Source organism: Chitinophaga skermanii (assembly GCF_003259335.1).
Lineage (GTDB): Bacteria > Bacteroidota > Bacteroidia > Chitinophagales > Chitinophagaceae > Chitinophaga > Chitinophaga skermanii.
Map to the genome: position 1 here is coordinate 104,522 of NZ_QLLL01000007.1, position 15,525 is coordinate 120,046.

The 15,525-nt window shown below is 40.0% G+C and carries 13 protein-coding genes; 10 read left to right on the forward strand and 3 right to left on the reverse strand.

What is annotated here, in order from left to right; all coding sequences use genetic code 11:
* Window positions 1-70: 70 nt before the first annotated feature.
* The 3 genes from LX64_RS18655 to LX64_RS18665 are packed head-to-tail and all read right to left on the reverse strand — an operon-like array spanning window position 71 to window position 2,188.
* Window positions 71-949, reverse strand: a complete 879-nt coding sequence (locus LX64_RS18655; protein ID WP_111599214.1) for a phosphatidate cytidylyltransferase — start codon at window positions 947-949, stop codon at window positions 71-73.
* A gap of 54 nt (window positions 950-1,003) precedes the next feature.
* Window positions 1,004-1,243: a putative signal transducing protein gene (locus tag LX64_RS18660; protein WP_111599215.1), complete on the reverse strand. Its 240-nt coding sequence runs from the start codon at window positions 1,241-1,243 to the stop codon at window positions 1,004-1,006.
* Between the two features lie 21 nt (window positions 1,244-1,264).
* A complete protein-coding gene (locus LX64_RS18665; protein ID WP_111599216.1) occupies window positions 1,265-2,188 on the reverse strand; it encodes a CPBP family intramembrane glutamic endopeptidase in 924 nt (307 codons plus the stop codon).
* Between the two features lie 168 nt (window positions 2,189-2,356).
* Between LX64_RS18665 and dusB the strand changes: the two genes are divergently transcribed.
* The 10 genes from dusB to LX64_RS18710 all read left to right on the forward strand — a co-directional run bounded on the left by dusB (window position 2,357) and on the right by LX64_RS18710 (window position 15,235).
* On the forward strand, window positions 2,357-3,433 hold the full coding sequence (gene dusB, locus LX64_RS18670; RefSeq protein ID WP_111599217.1) for a tRNA dihydrouridine synthase DusB: 1,077 nt from the start codon (window positions 2,357-2,359) through the stop codon (window positions 3,431-3,433).
* Window positions 3,434-3,474: 41 nt separating this feature from the next.
* Window positions 3,475-4,044 carry an HNH endonuclease gene (locus LX64_RS18675; protein WP_111599218.1) on the forward strand — a complete coding sequence of 190 codons (570 nt, stop codon included), beginning with the start codon at window positions 3,475-3,477 and terminating at the stop codon, window positions 4,042-4,044.
* A 150-nt stretch (window positions 4,045-4,194) separates the two neighbouring features.
* Window positions 4,195-4,995 carry a pyrroline-5-carboxylate reductase gene (gene proC / locus LX64_RS18680; RefSeq protein WP_111599219.1) on the forward strand — a complete coding sequence of 267 codons (801 nt, stop codon included), beginning with the start codon at window positions 4,195-4,197 and terminating at the stop codon, window positions 4,993-4,995.
* A gap of 219 nt (window positions 4,996-5,214) precedes the next feature.
* Window positions 5,215-5,364: a hypothetical protein gene (locus LX64_RS26080; protein WP_158538677.1), complete on the forward strand. Its 150-nt coding sequence runs from the start codon at window positions 5,215-5,217 to the stop codon at window positions 5,362-5,364.
* Between the two features lie 103 nt (window positions 5,365-5,467).
* Window positions 5,468-6,343, forward strand: a complete 876-nt coding sequence (locus LX64_RS18685) for a hypothetical protein (protein ID WP_148707382.1) — start codon at window positions 5,468-5,470, stop codon at window positions 6,341-6,343.
* Window positions 6,344-6,371: 28 nt separating this feature from the next.
* Window positions 6,372-7,283, forward strand: a complete 912-nt coding sequence (locus tag LX64_RS18690; RefSeq protein WP_148707383.1) for a hypothetical protein — start codon at window positions 6,372-6,374, stop codon at window positions 7,281-7,283.
* Between the two features lie 163 nt (window positions 7,284-7,446).
* Window positions 7,447-9,054 (forward strand): DUF6377 domain-containing protein, encoded by a 1,608-nt coding sequence (locus LX64_RS18695; protein WP_111599222.1) that lies wholly within the window; start codon window positions 7,447-7,449, stop codon window positions 9,052-9,054.
* Window positions 9,055-9,526: 472 nt separating this feature from the next.
* On the forward strand, window positions 9,527-12,475 hold the full coding sequence (locus LX64_RS18700) for a SusC/RagA family TonB-linked outer membrane protein (protein ID WP_111599362.1): 2,949 nt from the start codon (window positions 9,527-9,529) through the stop codon (window positions 12,473-12,475).
* Window positions 12,476-12,502: 27 nt separating this feature from the next.
* Entirely contained in the window at window positions 12,503-14,041 is a 1,539-nt protein-coding gene (locus tag LX64_RS18705) for a RagB/SusD family nutrient uptake outer membrane protein (protein ID WP_111599223.1), read from the forward strand.
* A gap of 432 nt (window positions 14,042-14,473) precedes the next feature.
* Window positions 14,474-15,235: a rhamnogalacturonan acetylesterase gene (locus tag LX64_RS18710; protein ID WP_111599224.1), complete on the forward strand. Its 762-nt coding sequence runs from the start codon at window positions 14,474-14,476 to the stop codon at window positions 15,233-15,235.
* Window positions 15,236-15,525: the final 290 nt, after the last annotated feature.

Consider the following 15,525-nt stretch of genomic DNA (forward strand, 5'->3'; position numbering starts at 1 on the left):
GTAATAAAGAATTATTTAGTGAATAAAGGACGGCCAAAATGTTCTTGACCGTCCTTTATCTTTTTATACATTATAATAAGAACATATAAATATAAAACCATGCGAAGGGCGTTGCTAAAATCAGCGAGTCGAACCTATCTAAGAATCCGCCATGGCCTGGCATAATCTTGCCAGAATCCTTTACACCAGCCATTCTTTTCAATTTCGATTCCAATAAATCGCCCGCTGTTCCAAATACTGCTGCTATGCACGATAGTACGATCCAATGTTGGAAAGCTAACCATTGATAGCCCCAGAAATGACCAAATACCCCTGCAGCTGCAACCGCTAAAATCATCCCTCCTACACTACCTTCGGTTGTTTTCTTAGGAGAAATAGAGGGGAAAAATGGCGTACGACCAATTAATGACCCTACTATATAGGCCATTGTATCGTTGATCCAGATGAAAATAATAAGCAAAAGGGGGATTAGGTACCCAATATGAGCGCCATCAATGGCAACTGCTTGCATATTGTAGCTCAACCGGAGGTTCACCAATAGGCCGAATGGCACAGTTACATATAATAAACCTAATGCCGAATAACCGAGGGTTTTCAAGGAAAAGTTCTTTCCCATTAATATTTCCCCCATCGGTAGTACGCATAAGAAAATAACCGTCATGCATGTACCTAAAAAACCAAGGGTTATACCCCCACTTGTGCCAAAACTATTGCCAGTAAAGGCCATCATCATCGCGCAGCTAGCTACTACAAGCCCGTAACGATGCCATTGAGAGATTTCATGGTACGACGGGTCGATCTGCCGTACTAATTTGAAATATTCCAGTAATGCAAAGAGGTTCACAAGGAAGAAAAGCAGGAAAAATGATGCTTCATTCCAAAGGATGCCACCTAGCATGATGGCTACGAAAAATAGGGCCGATATTGTGCGCGTTATAAATGTCTTCATGATTGTTGGCTGTACCCAGCTTGCTTAAAAAAGCGTAAAATAATGAATTGAATGTTAATTCTCCTCATCAATTGCGGGTTGCGGAGCATCATTGTCTTTAACCAGGCGGTTGGCAAGGTCGGCATTCGTTTGGTGAACATAGATTTCATCCATGCCTGGGATCATTTGATTGAAGTTAGAATCTTGCTTGTTAACTAATACTGCTTCAATACCATTATCCAATAACATCCCTTTGATGATTTCTGCTTGGAATGGCGTGTTCGTTTCATAAACTTTGATCCAATCTTTTTCCATGACTAATTTTTTGAGGGTGGATTAATTATCGTATCTAACAGTGAAGCTGCCATCGTTGTTCTTCCGTTTTGAAACCTTCTGTAACAAAAACATTAAACCGGTGGTGAATACTGCACTGCCTATAAGTGTATACCAAGGCAATAATTGTTCCTTAGTGGCAGCGTCGCCCACCATGCCCTTATTAACAAGGTACATGGTAAGTACGCCTAAGCCGTTATTCACAAAGTGGCCGATAATCGACAACCAGAGATTGCCACTCAATAAATAGATCGCGCCGAGTAAAATACCCAGTAAGAACCGCGGCATAAATCCTAAAAATTGAAAATGTATAGCGCTGAATACTGCAGCCGTAATAATAACAGCTACCCAGCCGTTTTTAAACCATTGGTTACATACTTTTTGCATGGCGCCACGGAAAAGAAATTCTTCCGAAATAGCCGGTGCAATGGCAACCACTAAAAGGTTAATAATTAGGACTCCGATTGAATTGCCGCTTAGGAAGATTTTTGTCATTTCTTCCAGGTCTTTCTCCGTTTTAATCAATGATTCAGGCAAAGGCCACGTTTGATTCCAAACAGAAAGGGCGCCTACAAGTGGTAAGGCTACTAGCATCACCATTGTAGCGATGGTTGTTTGTGCTGGTGCGGGGTTGCGATCTAGGCTAAAATATTGTGAAGTTGATTCATGTGAAGTTAGATGGGCAAATAGCAAAGCCGGTAATAAGTATGCAAAGAGGGAATAGCCCATCTGTGCCCATTTTGCAAGCGCTAATAGTTGCGTTTGATTTGGTTTTAAATGTTGAATTTCTTGGAAACTCACACCGCCACTCAATAACGGGAACAACACCAATAAGAGAAGCGAATACACCACGTTGAATATTACAAACAAAGTGAATAAGATAGAGATTTGTAAAGCGGGTTGTATACGATTGAGTTTACCTTTCATAAAGAAGCTGTATAATTTTGCGTAAATTTACATTGTGTTTTTCATTCGACAATACCGCCCATTTGGTGGATTGGCCCGCCAGTAAAGCTGTTGCGAATTACTCACGGTGAGCAATATACGAAAATGGTTTCCGAGGGCCGAATGACAAGCATATATTAAAAAAATATTATGGTTAAGATTGGAGATATTGAATTGGGGGAATTTCCTTTACTATTGGCGCCCATGGAAGATGTGAGCGATCCACCTTTCCGTGCAGTATGTAAAGCGAACGGAGCCGATCTCATGTATACTGAGTTTATTTCTTCTGAAGGTTTGATTCGCGATGCGATTAAAAGCAGGATGAAGCTAGATATATTCGATTATGAACGCCCAATTGGTATTCAAATTTTCGGGGGGGATGAAGAGCCTTTAGCAATGGCTGCCCAGATTGTGGAAGCCACCAATCCCGATTTGCTGGATATTAACTTTGGATGCCCTGTTAAAAAAGTAGCCTGTAAAGGTGCCGGAGCGGGTATTCTAAAGGATTTGCCTAAAATGGTAAAACTTACGGAAGCTGTAGTGAAAGCTACGAGGCTACCCGTGACAGTTAAAACCAGGCTGGGTTGGGATGAAGATTCTAAAAATATTGAAGAAGTAGCCGAACGTTTACAGGATGTGGGTATTAAAGCCCTTTCTATTCATGGTCGTACACGGATGCAAATGTATAAAGGCTCTGCTGATTGGACTCTAATAGGAAAGGTGAAGAATAACCCACGTATCAACATCCCCATTTTCGGAAACGGGGATATTGATACGCCAGAAAAGGCCCTTGAATATAAAAACCGTTATGGCGTAGATGGGATTATGATTGGTCGTGCTGCTATTGGCTACCCTTGGATTTTTAATGAAATCAAACATTTTTTGAATACCGGGCAACATCTACCCTTGCCTACCGTATCGGAAAGAGTGGCAGTTTGTAAACAACATGCGCAGCATTCTGTTAAATGGAAAGGAGCCGTAGTGGGAATTTTAGAAATGCGTAGACACTATGCAAACTACTTAAAAGGATTACCGAATATCAAAGAATATAGATCAAAACTTGTTACATGTAGTACTTTAGCTGAAGTAGAGAACATATTGGATGTTATCGCATTACAGTATAAAGATCATATATTTGAAAGAGTAACCTCCAGCTCAGCAAACGTTCCAACACCATCTGATGAAAACGAAGAAGTGATAGATTGTAGTAGTGGCGCTTTCATGTAATCCTACCCGGGAACATACAACAACCGTAAATTACATTTCTCATGGTCGCATTAAAAAATCTGAAAAACGAAGTTTGGAAAGACTTACAGATAAAACATAAAACGACGCTGCGTAAAAAGTACGCTGTTTCCAACATGGGAAGAGTAATTAGTTACAACGAATCGCACGACGATGGTAAGTTGTTGAATGGATCTACCGTGGAGGGTTATACGGTTTTGAATATTAAACCGGCAGATACTTTTCAATCGCTCTACTTACACAGGGAAGTGGCTAAGTTATTCAACCCGAAAACAAGCCGCAACCAGAAGTACGTGATTCATGTAGATTATAATAAAAAGAATAATAAAGCGACCAACTTACGCTGGGCTTCAAAGGAAGAGATGGAAGAACATCAACAATCCAGTCCTGCGAAAATTGCGTATAAAGAACAGCAACGCCAACGAGTAAAAGGTTTGAAGCTTAATATCACAAAAGTGAAAAGTATCAAGCGTTTGCTAGCTCGACCGGGAAAGAAAACAATGAAGCAAATTGCAGAACAATTTGAAATCAGCGAAATGCAATTGTACCGGATCAAGAATGGCGAAAACTGGTCGCATGTAACAACGGATTAGATCCCGTTTTTCGGGAATTTATCATACGATGTTGTCTGACGGTGGTCGTGCTTCTGCACGGCCATTGTTGTTTTAGTGCTGATGTGAAAAATGACCGGGCTTGCAATAACAAATGGATTGTAGTATTTTAACCAAACTAAAGATCGTGTTATGGATTATCAAAAAATTGCCATCATTGGCGGCGGGAACTTAGGTTCCGCTATTGCTCAAGGATTATTGAAAAGTGGGTTTTCCAAACCTGGAGATATCACCATTACGAAGCGTAACACATCTACACTTGCTCATTTAGCTGCCCAGGGCGTACAAGTTCATTCCGATAATCAAAAAGCTATCGCCGAATCGGAGGTGATTGTGGTGGCCTTGAAACCTTACAACGTAAAAGAAATCCTTTCCGAGTTAAAGGATGCATTCAACCCCCAAAAACACATTCTAATAAGCGTAGTAACCGGCGTACTGTTGCATGAACTCGATAATATTACAGTTGCCAATTTGCCATTATTCCGCGCCATGCCCAATACAGCCATAGCTATTCAAGAATCTATGACGTGTATTTGCCACCAGTATGGCACCCAAGAACAGGTAGCATTTGTAGAAAAAATGTTCAACCAGCTGGGTGTAACCGTTAGTATTGATGAAAAACTAATGGATGCTGCTACTGTGCTAGGGGCATGTGGTATTGCATATGCATTACGATTCATACGTGCTAACATCCAAGGTGGTATAGAGATAGGATTTGATGCTAGAACGGCCAATCTAATTGCAGCACAAACCGTTAAAGGCGCTGCAGAGTTGCTTATCCGCGAAAATCGACATCCAGAAGAAGAAATAGATAAAGTGACGACTCCTAAGGGTTGTACCATTGCAGGTTTGAATGAAATGGAACACCAAGGATTTAGCTCTTCTTTGATTAAAGGAATTACAGCGTCGTATAATAAGATTGTAAAAGGATAATTGAGCTTGATTATGAACTAATTAGCTTACTTGGAAATTTCGAAATACCCGTTGCAGCACTGCTGTAGCGGGTATTTTTCTTATCAACAGAAGAAAAAATATTATAAATTATAAAAAATAGTTATATTTGTTATGTCCTTATATCCGAATACTAATGAAATACAGCTGTAATAAGGTATCAACACTTATTACAGGAAAAACCGAATACACCTATTACCTATGAAAACCGCATTTAACGGGCACAGGCAACCGTCGGTGTTTTTATCGTTTCCTATGAAAGCTGCTACCCCTGTTAGCCGGCAGTTTTTATATTTCCCCGCAATTAACAAGGAAAAAGCTCATTTGTATGTATTAACCCAAGATGAATAATTACATGCTGTAATGATTGCTATCACTTTGTTCAGCTACAAATCACGTGATGTAATAATCAACAATAACCTAACTCTTATCATCAAAAAACAACGTCCAAGTAATGAAAAGAATTTTTATGGGCCTTTGCGCCATGACTGTATTGTTTACTGCTTGCAGTAAAGACGACAATAAAGGCGGCGGCGATGGCAATGGAAATCCACCAGCTTATGCAAATGCAGCAGGAAGCAGCGCTGCAATTGGCGTAAAAGAGCCTAATGGCTTTAATCATTATGTAAAATCAGTTATCACTCCCGGTAAAGATTCGTCAAGATATACGTACGATAGCTTAAATCGTATTGTTAAATGGGAGGATAGATGGGTATCTAACGGTATACTAGGTGGCCAAAACATTTATGCTACTTATGCAGAAGGCAAACTAGTTAAACGTGAGCGTCAATCATTGAATAGCAATACTAAAACATTGCATGAACAGTTTCAATATAATGGAGCGGGTCTTGTAATGAAAATCGCTAAGTACAGTCAAGATGGGCGTTTGTATGGAATTGATTCAATATCCTACAATGCACAAGGATTACCAATAGCAAACGACTATTACGCATTCGATGATGTAAAAGCTAGCTTTTATTTGAGTAGTAGAAATGTTATTACATATGATAACAATGGTAACATCACAAAGCTTGAAAACTTTCATGCCAACTACGAAACTAAAAAATTAGAAAGTGATGGTTGGTACATTTTAGAATTTGATGGTAAACCCAATGCGCTGTTACCTACAGTTTTGCACCAAGAAGATTTTTATTTAGAAAGCGTTGCAAAATCTAACATGACGAAAGCAACAGAATATGATGCTGATGGTAAAGTGACGGGTGTGTACACATTTGAATATACTTATAATGATAAAGGCTTCCCAACAACAGTAAAACAATCTGCGAATGGGCAAAGCACAACTATGAAGATTGATTATAACATAAAATAAGTTAACTAAAAACCTAACTAATCAAACAATGAGAAAAATTTTATTGAGCGTTGCTGCTGTCTCGATGTTAATGATGGCTTGTAGCAAAGATGACAAGAATGATAACGGTGGTGGTAACGGGAATGGTAATGGAAACGGAGACGGCACAACCAACGGAGCAACTACAGCCGGTAGTAGCTATGTATTGGGCATTTTAGAGCCAGCTAATTACAACCAGTATATTTCAAAAATTATTGGCCAGGACAACGATACTACCTGGATTAGCTACGATGCTAATAATCGTGTTTCGTTAGTACACGAGAAGTATACGAAAGGTCAAGTTACCATTAGCCTTATGACGCCTACTTATACAGATGGCAAATTGGTATCACACGCTCAAACCTATAATAACGAGCCTAAGCAACTTGATAGAGGGTATACATATGATGCAAAGGGTAAAGTGCAGAAAATCCTTTATTACGAAGATGGTGCATGGGTTTATGCCTACGATTCGATTGCTTATAACGCTGCCGGTAAAATTGAAGCATCATATTACTATATCAAACAAAGTAAAACAGATCCGTTTTATCAAGCTGGTAAAGATGTAGCTACCTATGATGCTAAAGGCAACATTACAAAAATCGAAGAGTATTGGAGAACTTCAGCTACAGCTCCTCAAAATAAAATTTCTACAAACAATTTAGAATACGACGAAAAGCCAAATGCTTTCTTGCCAATTCTTTTGCATTATGATTCTTTCGATCTTTCTCGTTTGTCATTACACAACGTTACAAAGCAAACAATTTTAGATGAAAAAGGAGCGGTATCTGATCTGATTACTTTCGCATATGAATATGACGCTGCTGGTTTTCCTATAAAGATGACCGTCAACGAATTGGATAAGAATACTCAAGCTACTACCTACACTTCTGTTTACACTTTATCCTACAACAAAAAGTAGGAAAGGTTAAAAACAGCCATAGTAGTCAAAATGAGAGCACCGACCAGGCAGACGCTTGGCGGTGCTTCTTATTTATGGGTAATGCTGCATTTTGGGAATTAGTCATATGGAATCAAAAGTTTGTTGTACTTTATACTACCCGAAAATTCCATATTCTACTGTTATGAAGTGTTTCATCTGTTTGTTGGGCGTGTTGGCAATATCTTTAACGTTATTTGCCAATAATTCTCCCGCCATCGATAGTGGGCTGATTGAACTTAAGAAAGCCATTGCCAATGCACCACGGTACGATGCTAAACGTATAGATCAAATCGAGCAAGCCCGGCATAAGTTAGAGCGTCTTCCGAGTTCGGCTATAACTAAGCGTTTTCAGCAGTGCGAAGAGCTGTACGAGTTATTCAAAGTATTCCAATACGATTCAGCTTTCCAGTATGCACGGCGAATGGAAGTATTAGCATTGCAATTGAATGATTCATCCGCACTGGCGCAAGCTAATTTGAAGATGGCATTTGTATTACTGAGTAGTGGGATGTTTAAGGAAGCGGGTGATAGATTGGATAAGATTGTGCCGGCTACACTGCAGGATGCAGGCAAATTGGAATATTATTTTACAAGAGGTCGCTATTACTACGATTTAGCCGATTATTCCGCCGATAGTTATTACGAACCCCAATACATTCGGCAAGCTGCAAGCTGCATAGATTCCGCTCTTGCATTTTGTTCCAAACCAGAATTCCGGTGTGCGTACTACCAAGGCTTGAAATTACGTAAAGAAGGGAATTTAGATGCTGCTTTACAAGCATTTAAGCGGTTGTTGGATGGTCAGCTTACTAATCACCAAGTTGCGATTGTAGCTTCCTCATTAAGTGCTGTATATATACAACGCAAGGATATGGAAACGGCTATCAACCTACTTATCCAAGCTGCGATTGCCGATATTCATTCGTCTACCAAAGAAACAACGGCTATTTTCAGCTTGTCTGAATTATTATTTGCCGCGGGCGATTTGAAGAATGCGTCGATGTGTATTGAGTATGCCATTGATGATGCTAAGTTTTATGGTGCCCGCCAGCGAAAAGTACAAGTAAGCTCCATTCTTCCCATTATAGAAAGTGAAAAGGTGAATATGGTAGAGGAGCAGAAGATGAAGTTGATTATTTATGCGTTGATTGCCACGTTTTTACTACTAGCTTTAATAGTGTTAGCCGTTATCATTTTCCAACAAAATAAAAAACTCGAACGTGTTAAAAGTCAATTGTTAATCGCTTCAGTAGACCAAAAAAACATCAATAACCAACTACTCGAAGCTAACAAGATCAAGGAGGAATACATTGGCTACTGTTTTCACACGAATTCGGCCTACATCCATAAAATTGAGAAAATGAAAAAACAGCTGGAGCAAAAGCTGTTAGATAAGAAAACCTCGGAAGCCACCTTTCTTGTACAGAACATCAATATTAAACAAGAACGGGATGAACTATTCCAACATTTTGACCGGATTTTCTTGAAAATATTCCCCCATTTTGTGAAAGATTTTAATGCTTTGTTCCGGGAAGAAGACCAAGTTCGTTTAAAAGACAATGAATTACTCAATACCGACCTCCGCATTTTTGCTCTAATCCGATTAGGAATCGACGATAATGAGAAGATTGCCCAAATACTCGAATATTCCGTTAATACAATCTATACCTATAAAACCAAAATCAAGAATAAATCGATGGTGTCGAATGATGAATTCGAAGAACGAATTATGACGATTAAAGCGACGTAAATCACCCCTTTTCTCCCCTATTTCCCATTTATTCTATGCAAAAATGAGTTCAAATTATTAATATATTGATATTGTTTAATGTGAGTTGAAATAATTGATATACATATGATTGAGTTGTCAATATTTATCTAAATCACCAATATTTTCTATATATCGCTTATATAAATTGGTGGCGCAGCAAATGAATTCTTTCTTTGGAAAATTGAAACCCGAAATCGATCGAAGTATAAGGTCCAACGTTTTGAAAAAAATTCCAAGTAGCGAACAACAAAATTCCACAAGCATGATGTAACAATCAGCAACGCTATTATTTCTTGACCACGTAAAACTGAACATTCCACATGGAACAGGGAGCGCTATGCCCAATACTACCCTTTTCCAAAGCTTAGTGCTATCAATTTCCTGTTAACATGCGCAAGGTGAAATGCCTTGTCTACACAACCAAAATTCCAAAAACATTAAAAACTGCGTTATGGTAAAAACTCGATTGCTACAATCGTTCCTGTTATGCGCGCTATTCATTTTAGTGTCGAGCATAACATTTGCCCAATCTAAAGCCGTTTCTGGTAAGGTTTTAGATGAAACCGGTGGCCCAATTCCGGGTGCTACTGTACAAGTAAAAGGCACATCGGTAGGTATAAGTACCGATGCTAGCGGAAATTTCACGATTAATGTGCCCCAAGGTGGTACAACCTTGATTGTATCATTCGTTGGATATGTGAAGAAAGAAGTGGCCATCGGGAACAATGCTTCACTTACTATTCAACTTCAACTCGAAAACACACAATTACAAGATGTAGTGGTGGTAGGTTATGGTACAGCCCGCAAAAAAGATTTAACGGGTGCCGTTGCCTCTATCCGTGCGAAGGATTTTAATAAAGGGATTGTAACCGCGCCAGATCAATTGATCCAAGGTAAAGTAGCCGGTTTGATGGTTATTAATAACAGTGGCGCTCCAGGGGCTGCTACTACGGTGCGTATTCGTGGTAACTCGTCTTTACGTACAGGTAACCAACCTTTGTACGTAGTAGACGGTGTACCGCTAGATGGAAGAACTGCTAAGCCCGCGTTTACAAGTGCCGTTGGTACTACTCCAGATGCTAACCCATTGAATTTCATTAACTCCAATGATGTAGCTTCTATGGAAGTACTGAAAGATGCTTCTGCTACTGCTATATATGGTTCACGTGGTTCAAATGGTGTGATTTTAATTACGACAAAACAAGGTGAGCCCGGTAAATCTAAATTAGACGTTAACTACTCAACAGGTTTTAGCAATGTGTTGAAGAAGTTAGATGTTCTAAGTGCCGATGAATACCGTTCTGCGCTTAAGCAATACAATATCAACAACGGCGATTTTGGTGGCAATGTAAATGCCATGGATGCGATTACCCAAACAGGTAATACCCAAAATATCAATCTCGCACTAAGTGGTGGTAACGAAACCAGCAAATACAGGGCTTCTTTTGGTTTACTCGACCAAGAAGGTATTATCAAAAAAACCGGGTTGAAGAAATACACTGCTAACTTAAATGGTCGTTATACTTTCTTGGAAGATCAAAGGCTGGGTGTTGATTACAACGTTCAATTCTCGCATACTACAGAAATTCTAGCTCCTATCAGTAACGATGCAGGTTTCCGTGGTAGCTTAATCACGCAAGCACTTCAATGGAATCCAACACGCCCGTTGTACAAGCCCGATGGCTCGCTCAACATCCTGGCGGAAGGTCAAGCTGTAAACCCAGTGGCCATGAGTAAAGCCAACGACGATAAAGTGAATATTAGCGGTATCCTCGCTTCTATTGCCCCATATTTCAAAATCACGAAGGATTTGGAATACCGTTTCGCATTCAGCATCAACCATTTTATGGGAGAACGTGAATCTCAAATTTCTTCTATTATCAACCTACCAGGTGTAGAAGGTAAAGGTGCAGCTTTCTATGGTACTGCGGTACTCAATTCCCAATTATTCACGCATACCCTTAGCTACAATAAGAAGCTTAACAACAGTTGGAATTTAGGTGCCGTTATTGGTTACGAATACCAAAAGTTCGATTATAAAGGTCGTACAATGGGTGCCAATACGTTCACTACGAATGCGATTTCTTATGTAGATGCTTTCCAAGATGCACCGCAAGTAAATACAAATATCAGCTCGTTCCGTAACCCTACTAGCGAGTTGCAATCAGTGTTTGGTCGTGTTAACTTGAACTACCGTGATAAGTACTTTGTAACCACAACAGTGCGTGCCGATGGTTCTAGTAAGTTCGGAAAGGAGAACCGTTATGGTTATTTCCCAAGTTTCTCTGCGAAATGGGTTGCTTCAGGAGAAGATTTCTTGAAAGGAAATGGCGTGCTCGATTATTTGGCTTTCCGTGCCGGTTGGGGCATTACGGGTAACCAAGAGTTTCCTCCAGGAGCATCTCAAGAGCAATATGGTACTACGAATGCAGGTTCTGCCGGTTTACAAAACGTAGCCAATACGAAGTTGAAATGGGAAGAAACGAAACAATTGAACGTTGGTATGGACTTCAACTTTGTGGGTAACCGCGTAACGGGTAATATCGATTACTTCCATAGAAATACCACTAATATTCTTTTCAACCTCCCTACAATTTTACCGGCACCTTCCAGTACTTATTGGATCAATATCCCGGCAAATATTATCAACAAAGGGGTGGAAATATCTCTTCGAAGTGATATTGTTAAACACAATAAGTTCACATGGAACTTGGGCGTAAATGCTACTTTCTTGCGTAACGAATTCACCAATTATGACGGTGCTCCTTTGTTAACAGGTGCTATCAACGGGCAAGGTTTAACTGGTGCTTCAGCACAACGTATTGCAAATGGTTATCCTTTGAACACGTTCTATGTTAGGAATTTTGAAGGTTTAGATAAAGATGGCCTTTCCATTTTTACAGATGATGGTAAGTTCTTCATGAAGTCAAATCCGAATCCTAAAACGCTGATAGGTATCAATACGGAATTAACGTACGATAAGTTTTCACTTATTATGAGCGCTCACGGTGCATTTGGTTACGAAATTTATAATAATACCGCTAATGCTGTGTTACCTATCAATAACCTTGGCAATATGAATGTCGATAAAAAGCTAATTGGCAACGGTGAAAATCCTAGTAATGCCATTACTACGTCGTCGCGCTACCTGGAAAGCGGTAATTTCTTAAAAATGGATAACGTTACCTTGACATACACTATTGGCAAATTGGGCAAGTATTTGAACAACGTGAATGTATTTGTTACGGGTCAAAACCTCTTCATTATTACGAAGTATAGTGGTTTCGATCCAGAGGTAAATACTGACAAAAACATGAACGGTGTTACTTCGCTAGGTATTGAGTACGGTCCATATCCAACTGCTAGAACAGTACAATTGGGCGTAAACTTCAGGTTATAATTCATCCATCATTAAACAGATTCCAACATGCGTTTATATAAATTTTTATTCGCAGCTGCGGCGTTTGCTATCATCGCGCCGTCGTGCACGAAACTAGATGAAGAACTGCGTTCTACAATTACACGCGAACAAGCAGATTCCGTAATTACAGTACCATCACTGTTACTACGTGCCTATAATGGGTTGCAGCTACCTTACCAAGACCAAAGTAATTTTTGGGCTTTGCAAGAAATGACATCCGATGAGGCTGTGGCGCCTACACGTGGTGGCGACTGGGATGATAACGGTGCATGGCGCTCGTTAAAATTGCACACCTGGGATGCCGATCATTCCACCGTTGGTGCTGCATTCAGGAACATTTTACAGCTACAGTTCTTTGCTACGAACGTACTAGAATTCAAACCATCGCCACGACAAGCAGCCGAAGCTAAATTCTTACGTGCTTTCTCCATGTTCTCTACATTAGATGGTTGGGGACAAGTGCCATACCGCGAACCGAATGAAAACCTTTTATTACCACCGAAGGTATTAAAAGGCACAGAAGCGGCAGATTTCATCATTAAAGATTTAGAAGCAGTTATCAAAGATCTACCTACTGATGTGCCTGCCTTCACAGCTAGCCAGAATGCGGGTAAAGTATTGTTGATGAAGTTATATTTGAATAAAGGGGTATTTGCGAACCCTCGCCAACCTTCGTTCCAAGCAGCCGATATGCAAAAGGTAATCGCGCTAGCGGATGAAATTATTGCTACAGCTAAATATTCTATTACAGATAAGTACTTCGATAATTTCGCCCGCGACAATAATCAAATCTCTACAGAAAATATCTTCACCCAAGAAAATGGACCCGGCTTAAGCACATCTCGCGCCGGTAATGCCGTTTTCTGCCATTGGGCACCTACGCTTCACTATAATCAAGATCCTAGCGGCTGGAATGGGTTTGCTACCACCGGGGAGTTCTATGATTTATTTGAAGCAACAGATGTTCGACGTGGTGGAGCATATAAGAACGTAACTGAATTAACAGGTACCAAAGTGGGTTTCTTAATTGGTCAACAGATCAATAAAGACAGCGTTAAGCTAGTAGATCGTAAAGGCAATTTGCTCATATTTACCCGTCAACTAGCCTTGAAAGAATCTGGTAACGATCTTGAAGTAAAAGGCATTCGCGTGGTGAAATATCCACCAGATATGTTAACGGCCAATGGTAAAAATAGTAACAGCGCAGAAAATGATTACGTGTTCTTCCGCTACGCAGATGTGTTATTAATGAAGGCGGAAGCCCAATTAAGAAGCGGTGCAACAGGTGCCCTAACGATTGTAAATGACTTACGTACAAAACGTAAAGCTACGGCTCTTGGTGCTGTTACTTTAGATGATATCTTGAAAGAGCGCGGCCGTGAATTCTATTGGGAAGGCTGGCGTAGGCAGGATTTGATCCGTTTTGGTAAGTTTACTGCAATCTGGGATTTGAAGCCCACAGATGATCCTAAATATATCTTATTCCCTATTCCTAATAACGATCTTGCCGTAAACCCAAATCTCAAACAGAACGATGGTTATTGATCAACGTATCAATAGGTTCGATCAAAAGAAAAGGTCATTTTTCGGAATGACCTTTTCAAATTCTTTCATAAAAGGCTGCATTGGTAGCAGATTGTAATGTTTGTTAATACTAAAATCGGTAGCGTATAGATTGTAAACTTTTACACCACAACTATCGCCCATTCCAATTATATGGTGATGGCAACTTTGTGCAGTGAAGCACGTGTTCAATCAGAAACACAGATAGCGTAGAAGTAGGGTTATACTCCTGTAACCCTGGCAGTTGTTTTGTGGAATTTTACAATTGCCGCTAGTGAATACGAAACAGGTAACTAATCACTTAGATGGGTTGCCTGTTTCGTTTTTATATGGAATCGTTGCCGGCAACGTTTGCGCAACTTTTTTCCATTTTCTCTCCAAAATACAATAGCATTGTATCATAATTTTCACCCAATGATCAAGCATTTTATCTTCCACGTTATGCTGCTAGCGGGCATTTGCAGTCCTCTTAAAGAAGATCTGCAACACGTTACTGTATACCTAATAGGCGACTCAACTATGTCGATCAAGGAAGTGAAAGCTTATCCAGAAACCGGTTGGGGAATGCCATTCGCCTATTTTTTTGATTCAACTGTTACTGTGGATAACCGTGCTAAAAATGGACGAAGTACAAGAACTTTTATTGCTGAAGATCGCTGGCGACCAATTCTTGAAACGCTTCAACCAGGCGATTATGTATTTATTCAATTTGGTCATAATGATGAATCTAAGGAGAAAACAGATCGTTATACTACTCCAGAACAGTATACGGCTAACTTGGAGAAATTCGTCAATGAAGCTCGTACTAAACAGGCTTACCCAGTGTTATTAACACCGGTTAGCCGCCGTAGCTTCGATAGTGCTGGAAAGGTTAAAGAAACCCACGCTGCCTACGCCGCATTAGTAAAGGCTGTAGCCGCCAAGTTGCAAGTGCCCTTGATCGACTTGAATGAATCAAGTAAAGCCTTGTACCAGTCATTCGGCCCGGTTTATTCGAAACTACTATTCTTACAACTCGCACCAAACGAGCATCCCAACTATCCCCTCGGTAAAAACGACAATACCCATTTCAATGAACTGGGTGCTAGGATGATTGCTCAATTGGTACTAAACGATATGCGCAATTTGCAATTGCCGTTGACGAAACGAATTGTCGTAAGCCAACAGAAACTTTGATACTCAGCCAACTTAGCAAGTTCCTCTAGTTGAAAAAGGAAGCGGGAACGCAGTGTGGAGCGTTCCCCTTCTATCTTTTCATGAATACCCATTTGTAAGTATTGATTCTTTAATTTTTCTGCTCGATTTTTGCGCATTGAAAAAGCGCAAAATTAATACGAAGGTCGTGTGCGCCGGCCTAAGCTTTTGAGAGTTTAAGCGCTGTAATGACAGGCTTGCAATATTTGAGTTTTTTATAAGGAGAGTGCCTACTTACCAAGGCGCTCTTTTTTTATGCCTACGAGGAAAAT

What these genes read in the sequence shown, in the direction of transcription:
- LX64_RS18660 (WP_111599215.1), bottom strand. Translation starts at nt 1,243, where the DNA reads ATGGAAAAAGATTGGATCAAAGTTTATGAAACGAACACGCCATTCCAA.
- LX64_RS18690 (WP_148707383.1), top strand. Translation starts at nt 6,372, where the DNA reads ATGAGAAAAATTTTATTGAGCGTTGCTGCTGTCTCGATGTTAATGATG.
- LX64_RS18710 (WP_111599224.1), top strand. Translation starts at nt 14,474, where the DNA reads ATGATCAAGCATTTTATCTTCCACGTTATGCTGCTAGCGGGCATTTGC.
- proC (WP_111599219.1), top strand. Translation starts at nt 4,195, where the DNA reads ATGGATTATCAAAAAATTGCCATCATTGGCGGCGGGAACTTAGGTTCC.
- LX64_RS18655 (WP_111599214.1), bottom strand. Translation starts at nt 949, where the DNA reads ATGAAGACATTTATAACGCGCACAATATCGGCCCTATTTTTCGTAGCC.
- LX64_RS18675 (WP_111599218.1), top strand. Translation starts at nt 3,475, where the DNA reads ATGGTCGCATTAAAAAATCTGAAAAACGAAGTTTGGAAAGACTTACAG.
- LX64_RS18705 (WP_111599223.1), top strand. Translation starts at nt 12,503, where the DNA reads ATGCGTTTATATAAATTTTTATTCGCAGCTGCGGCGTTTGCTATCATC.
- LX64_RS26080 (WP_158538677.1), top strand. Translation starts at nt 5,215, where the DNA reads ATGAAAACCGCATTTAACGGGCACAGGCAACCGTCGGTGTTTTTATCG.
- LX64_RS18685 (WP_148707382.1), top strand. Translation starts at nt 5,468, where the DNA reads ATGAAAAGAATTTTTATGGGCCTTTGCGCCATGACTGTATTGTTTACT.
- LX64_RS18695 (WP_111599222.1), top strand. Translation starts at nt 7,447, where the DNA reads ATGAAGTGTTTCATCTGTTTGTTGGGCGTGTTGGCAATATCTTTAACG.
- LX64_RS18700 (WP_111599362.1), top strand. Translation starts at nt 9,527, where the DNA reads ATGGTAAAAACTCGATTGCTACAATCGTTCCTGTTATGCGCGCTATTC.
- LX64_RS18665 (WP_111599216.1), bottom strand. Translation starts at nt 2,188, where the DNA reads ATGAAAGGTAAACTCAATCGTATACAACCCGCTTTACAAATCTCTATC.
- dusB (WP_111599217.1), top strand. Translation starts at nt 2,357, where the DNA reads ATGGTTAAGATTGGAGATATTGAATTGGGGGAATTTCCTTTACTATTG.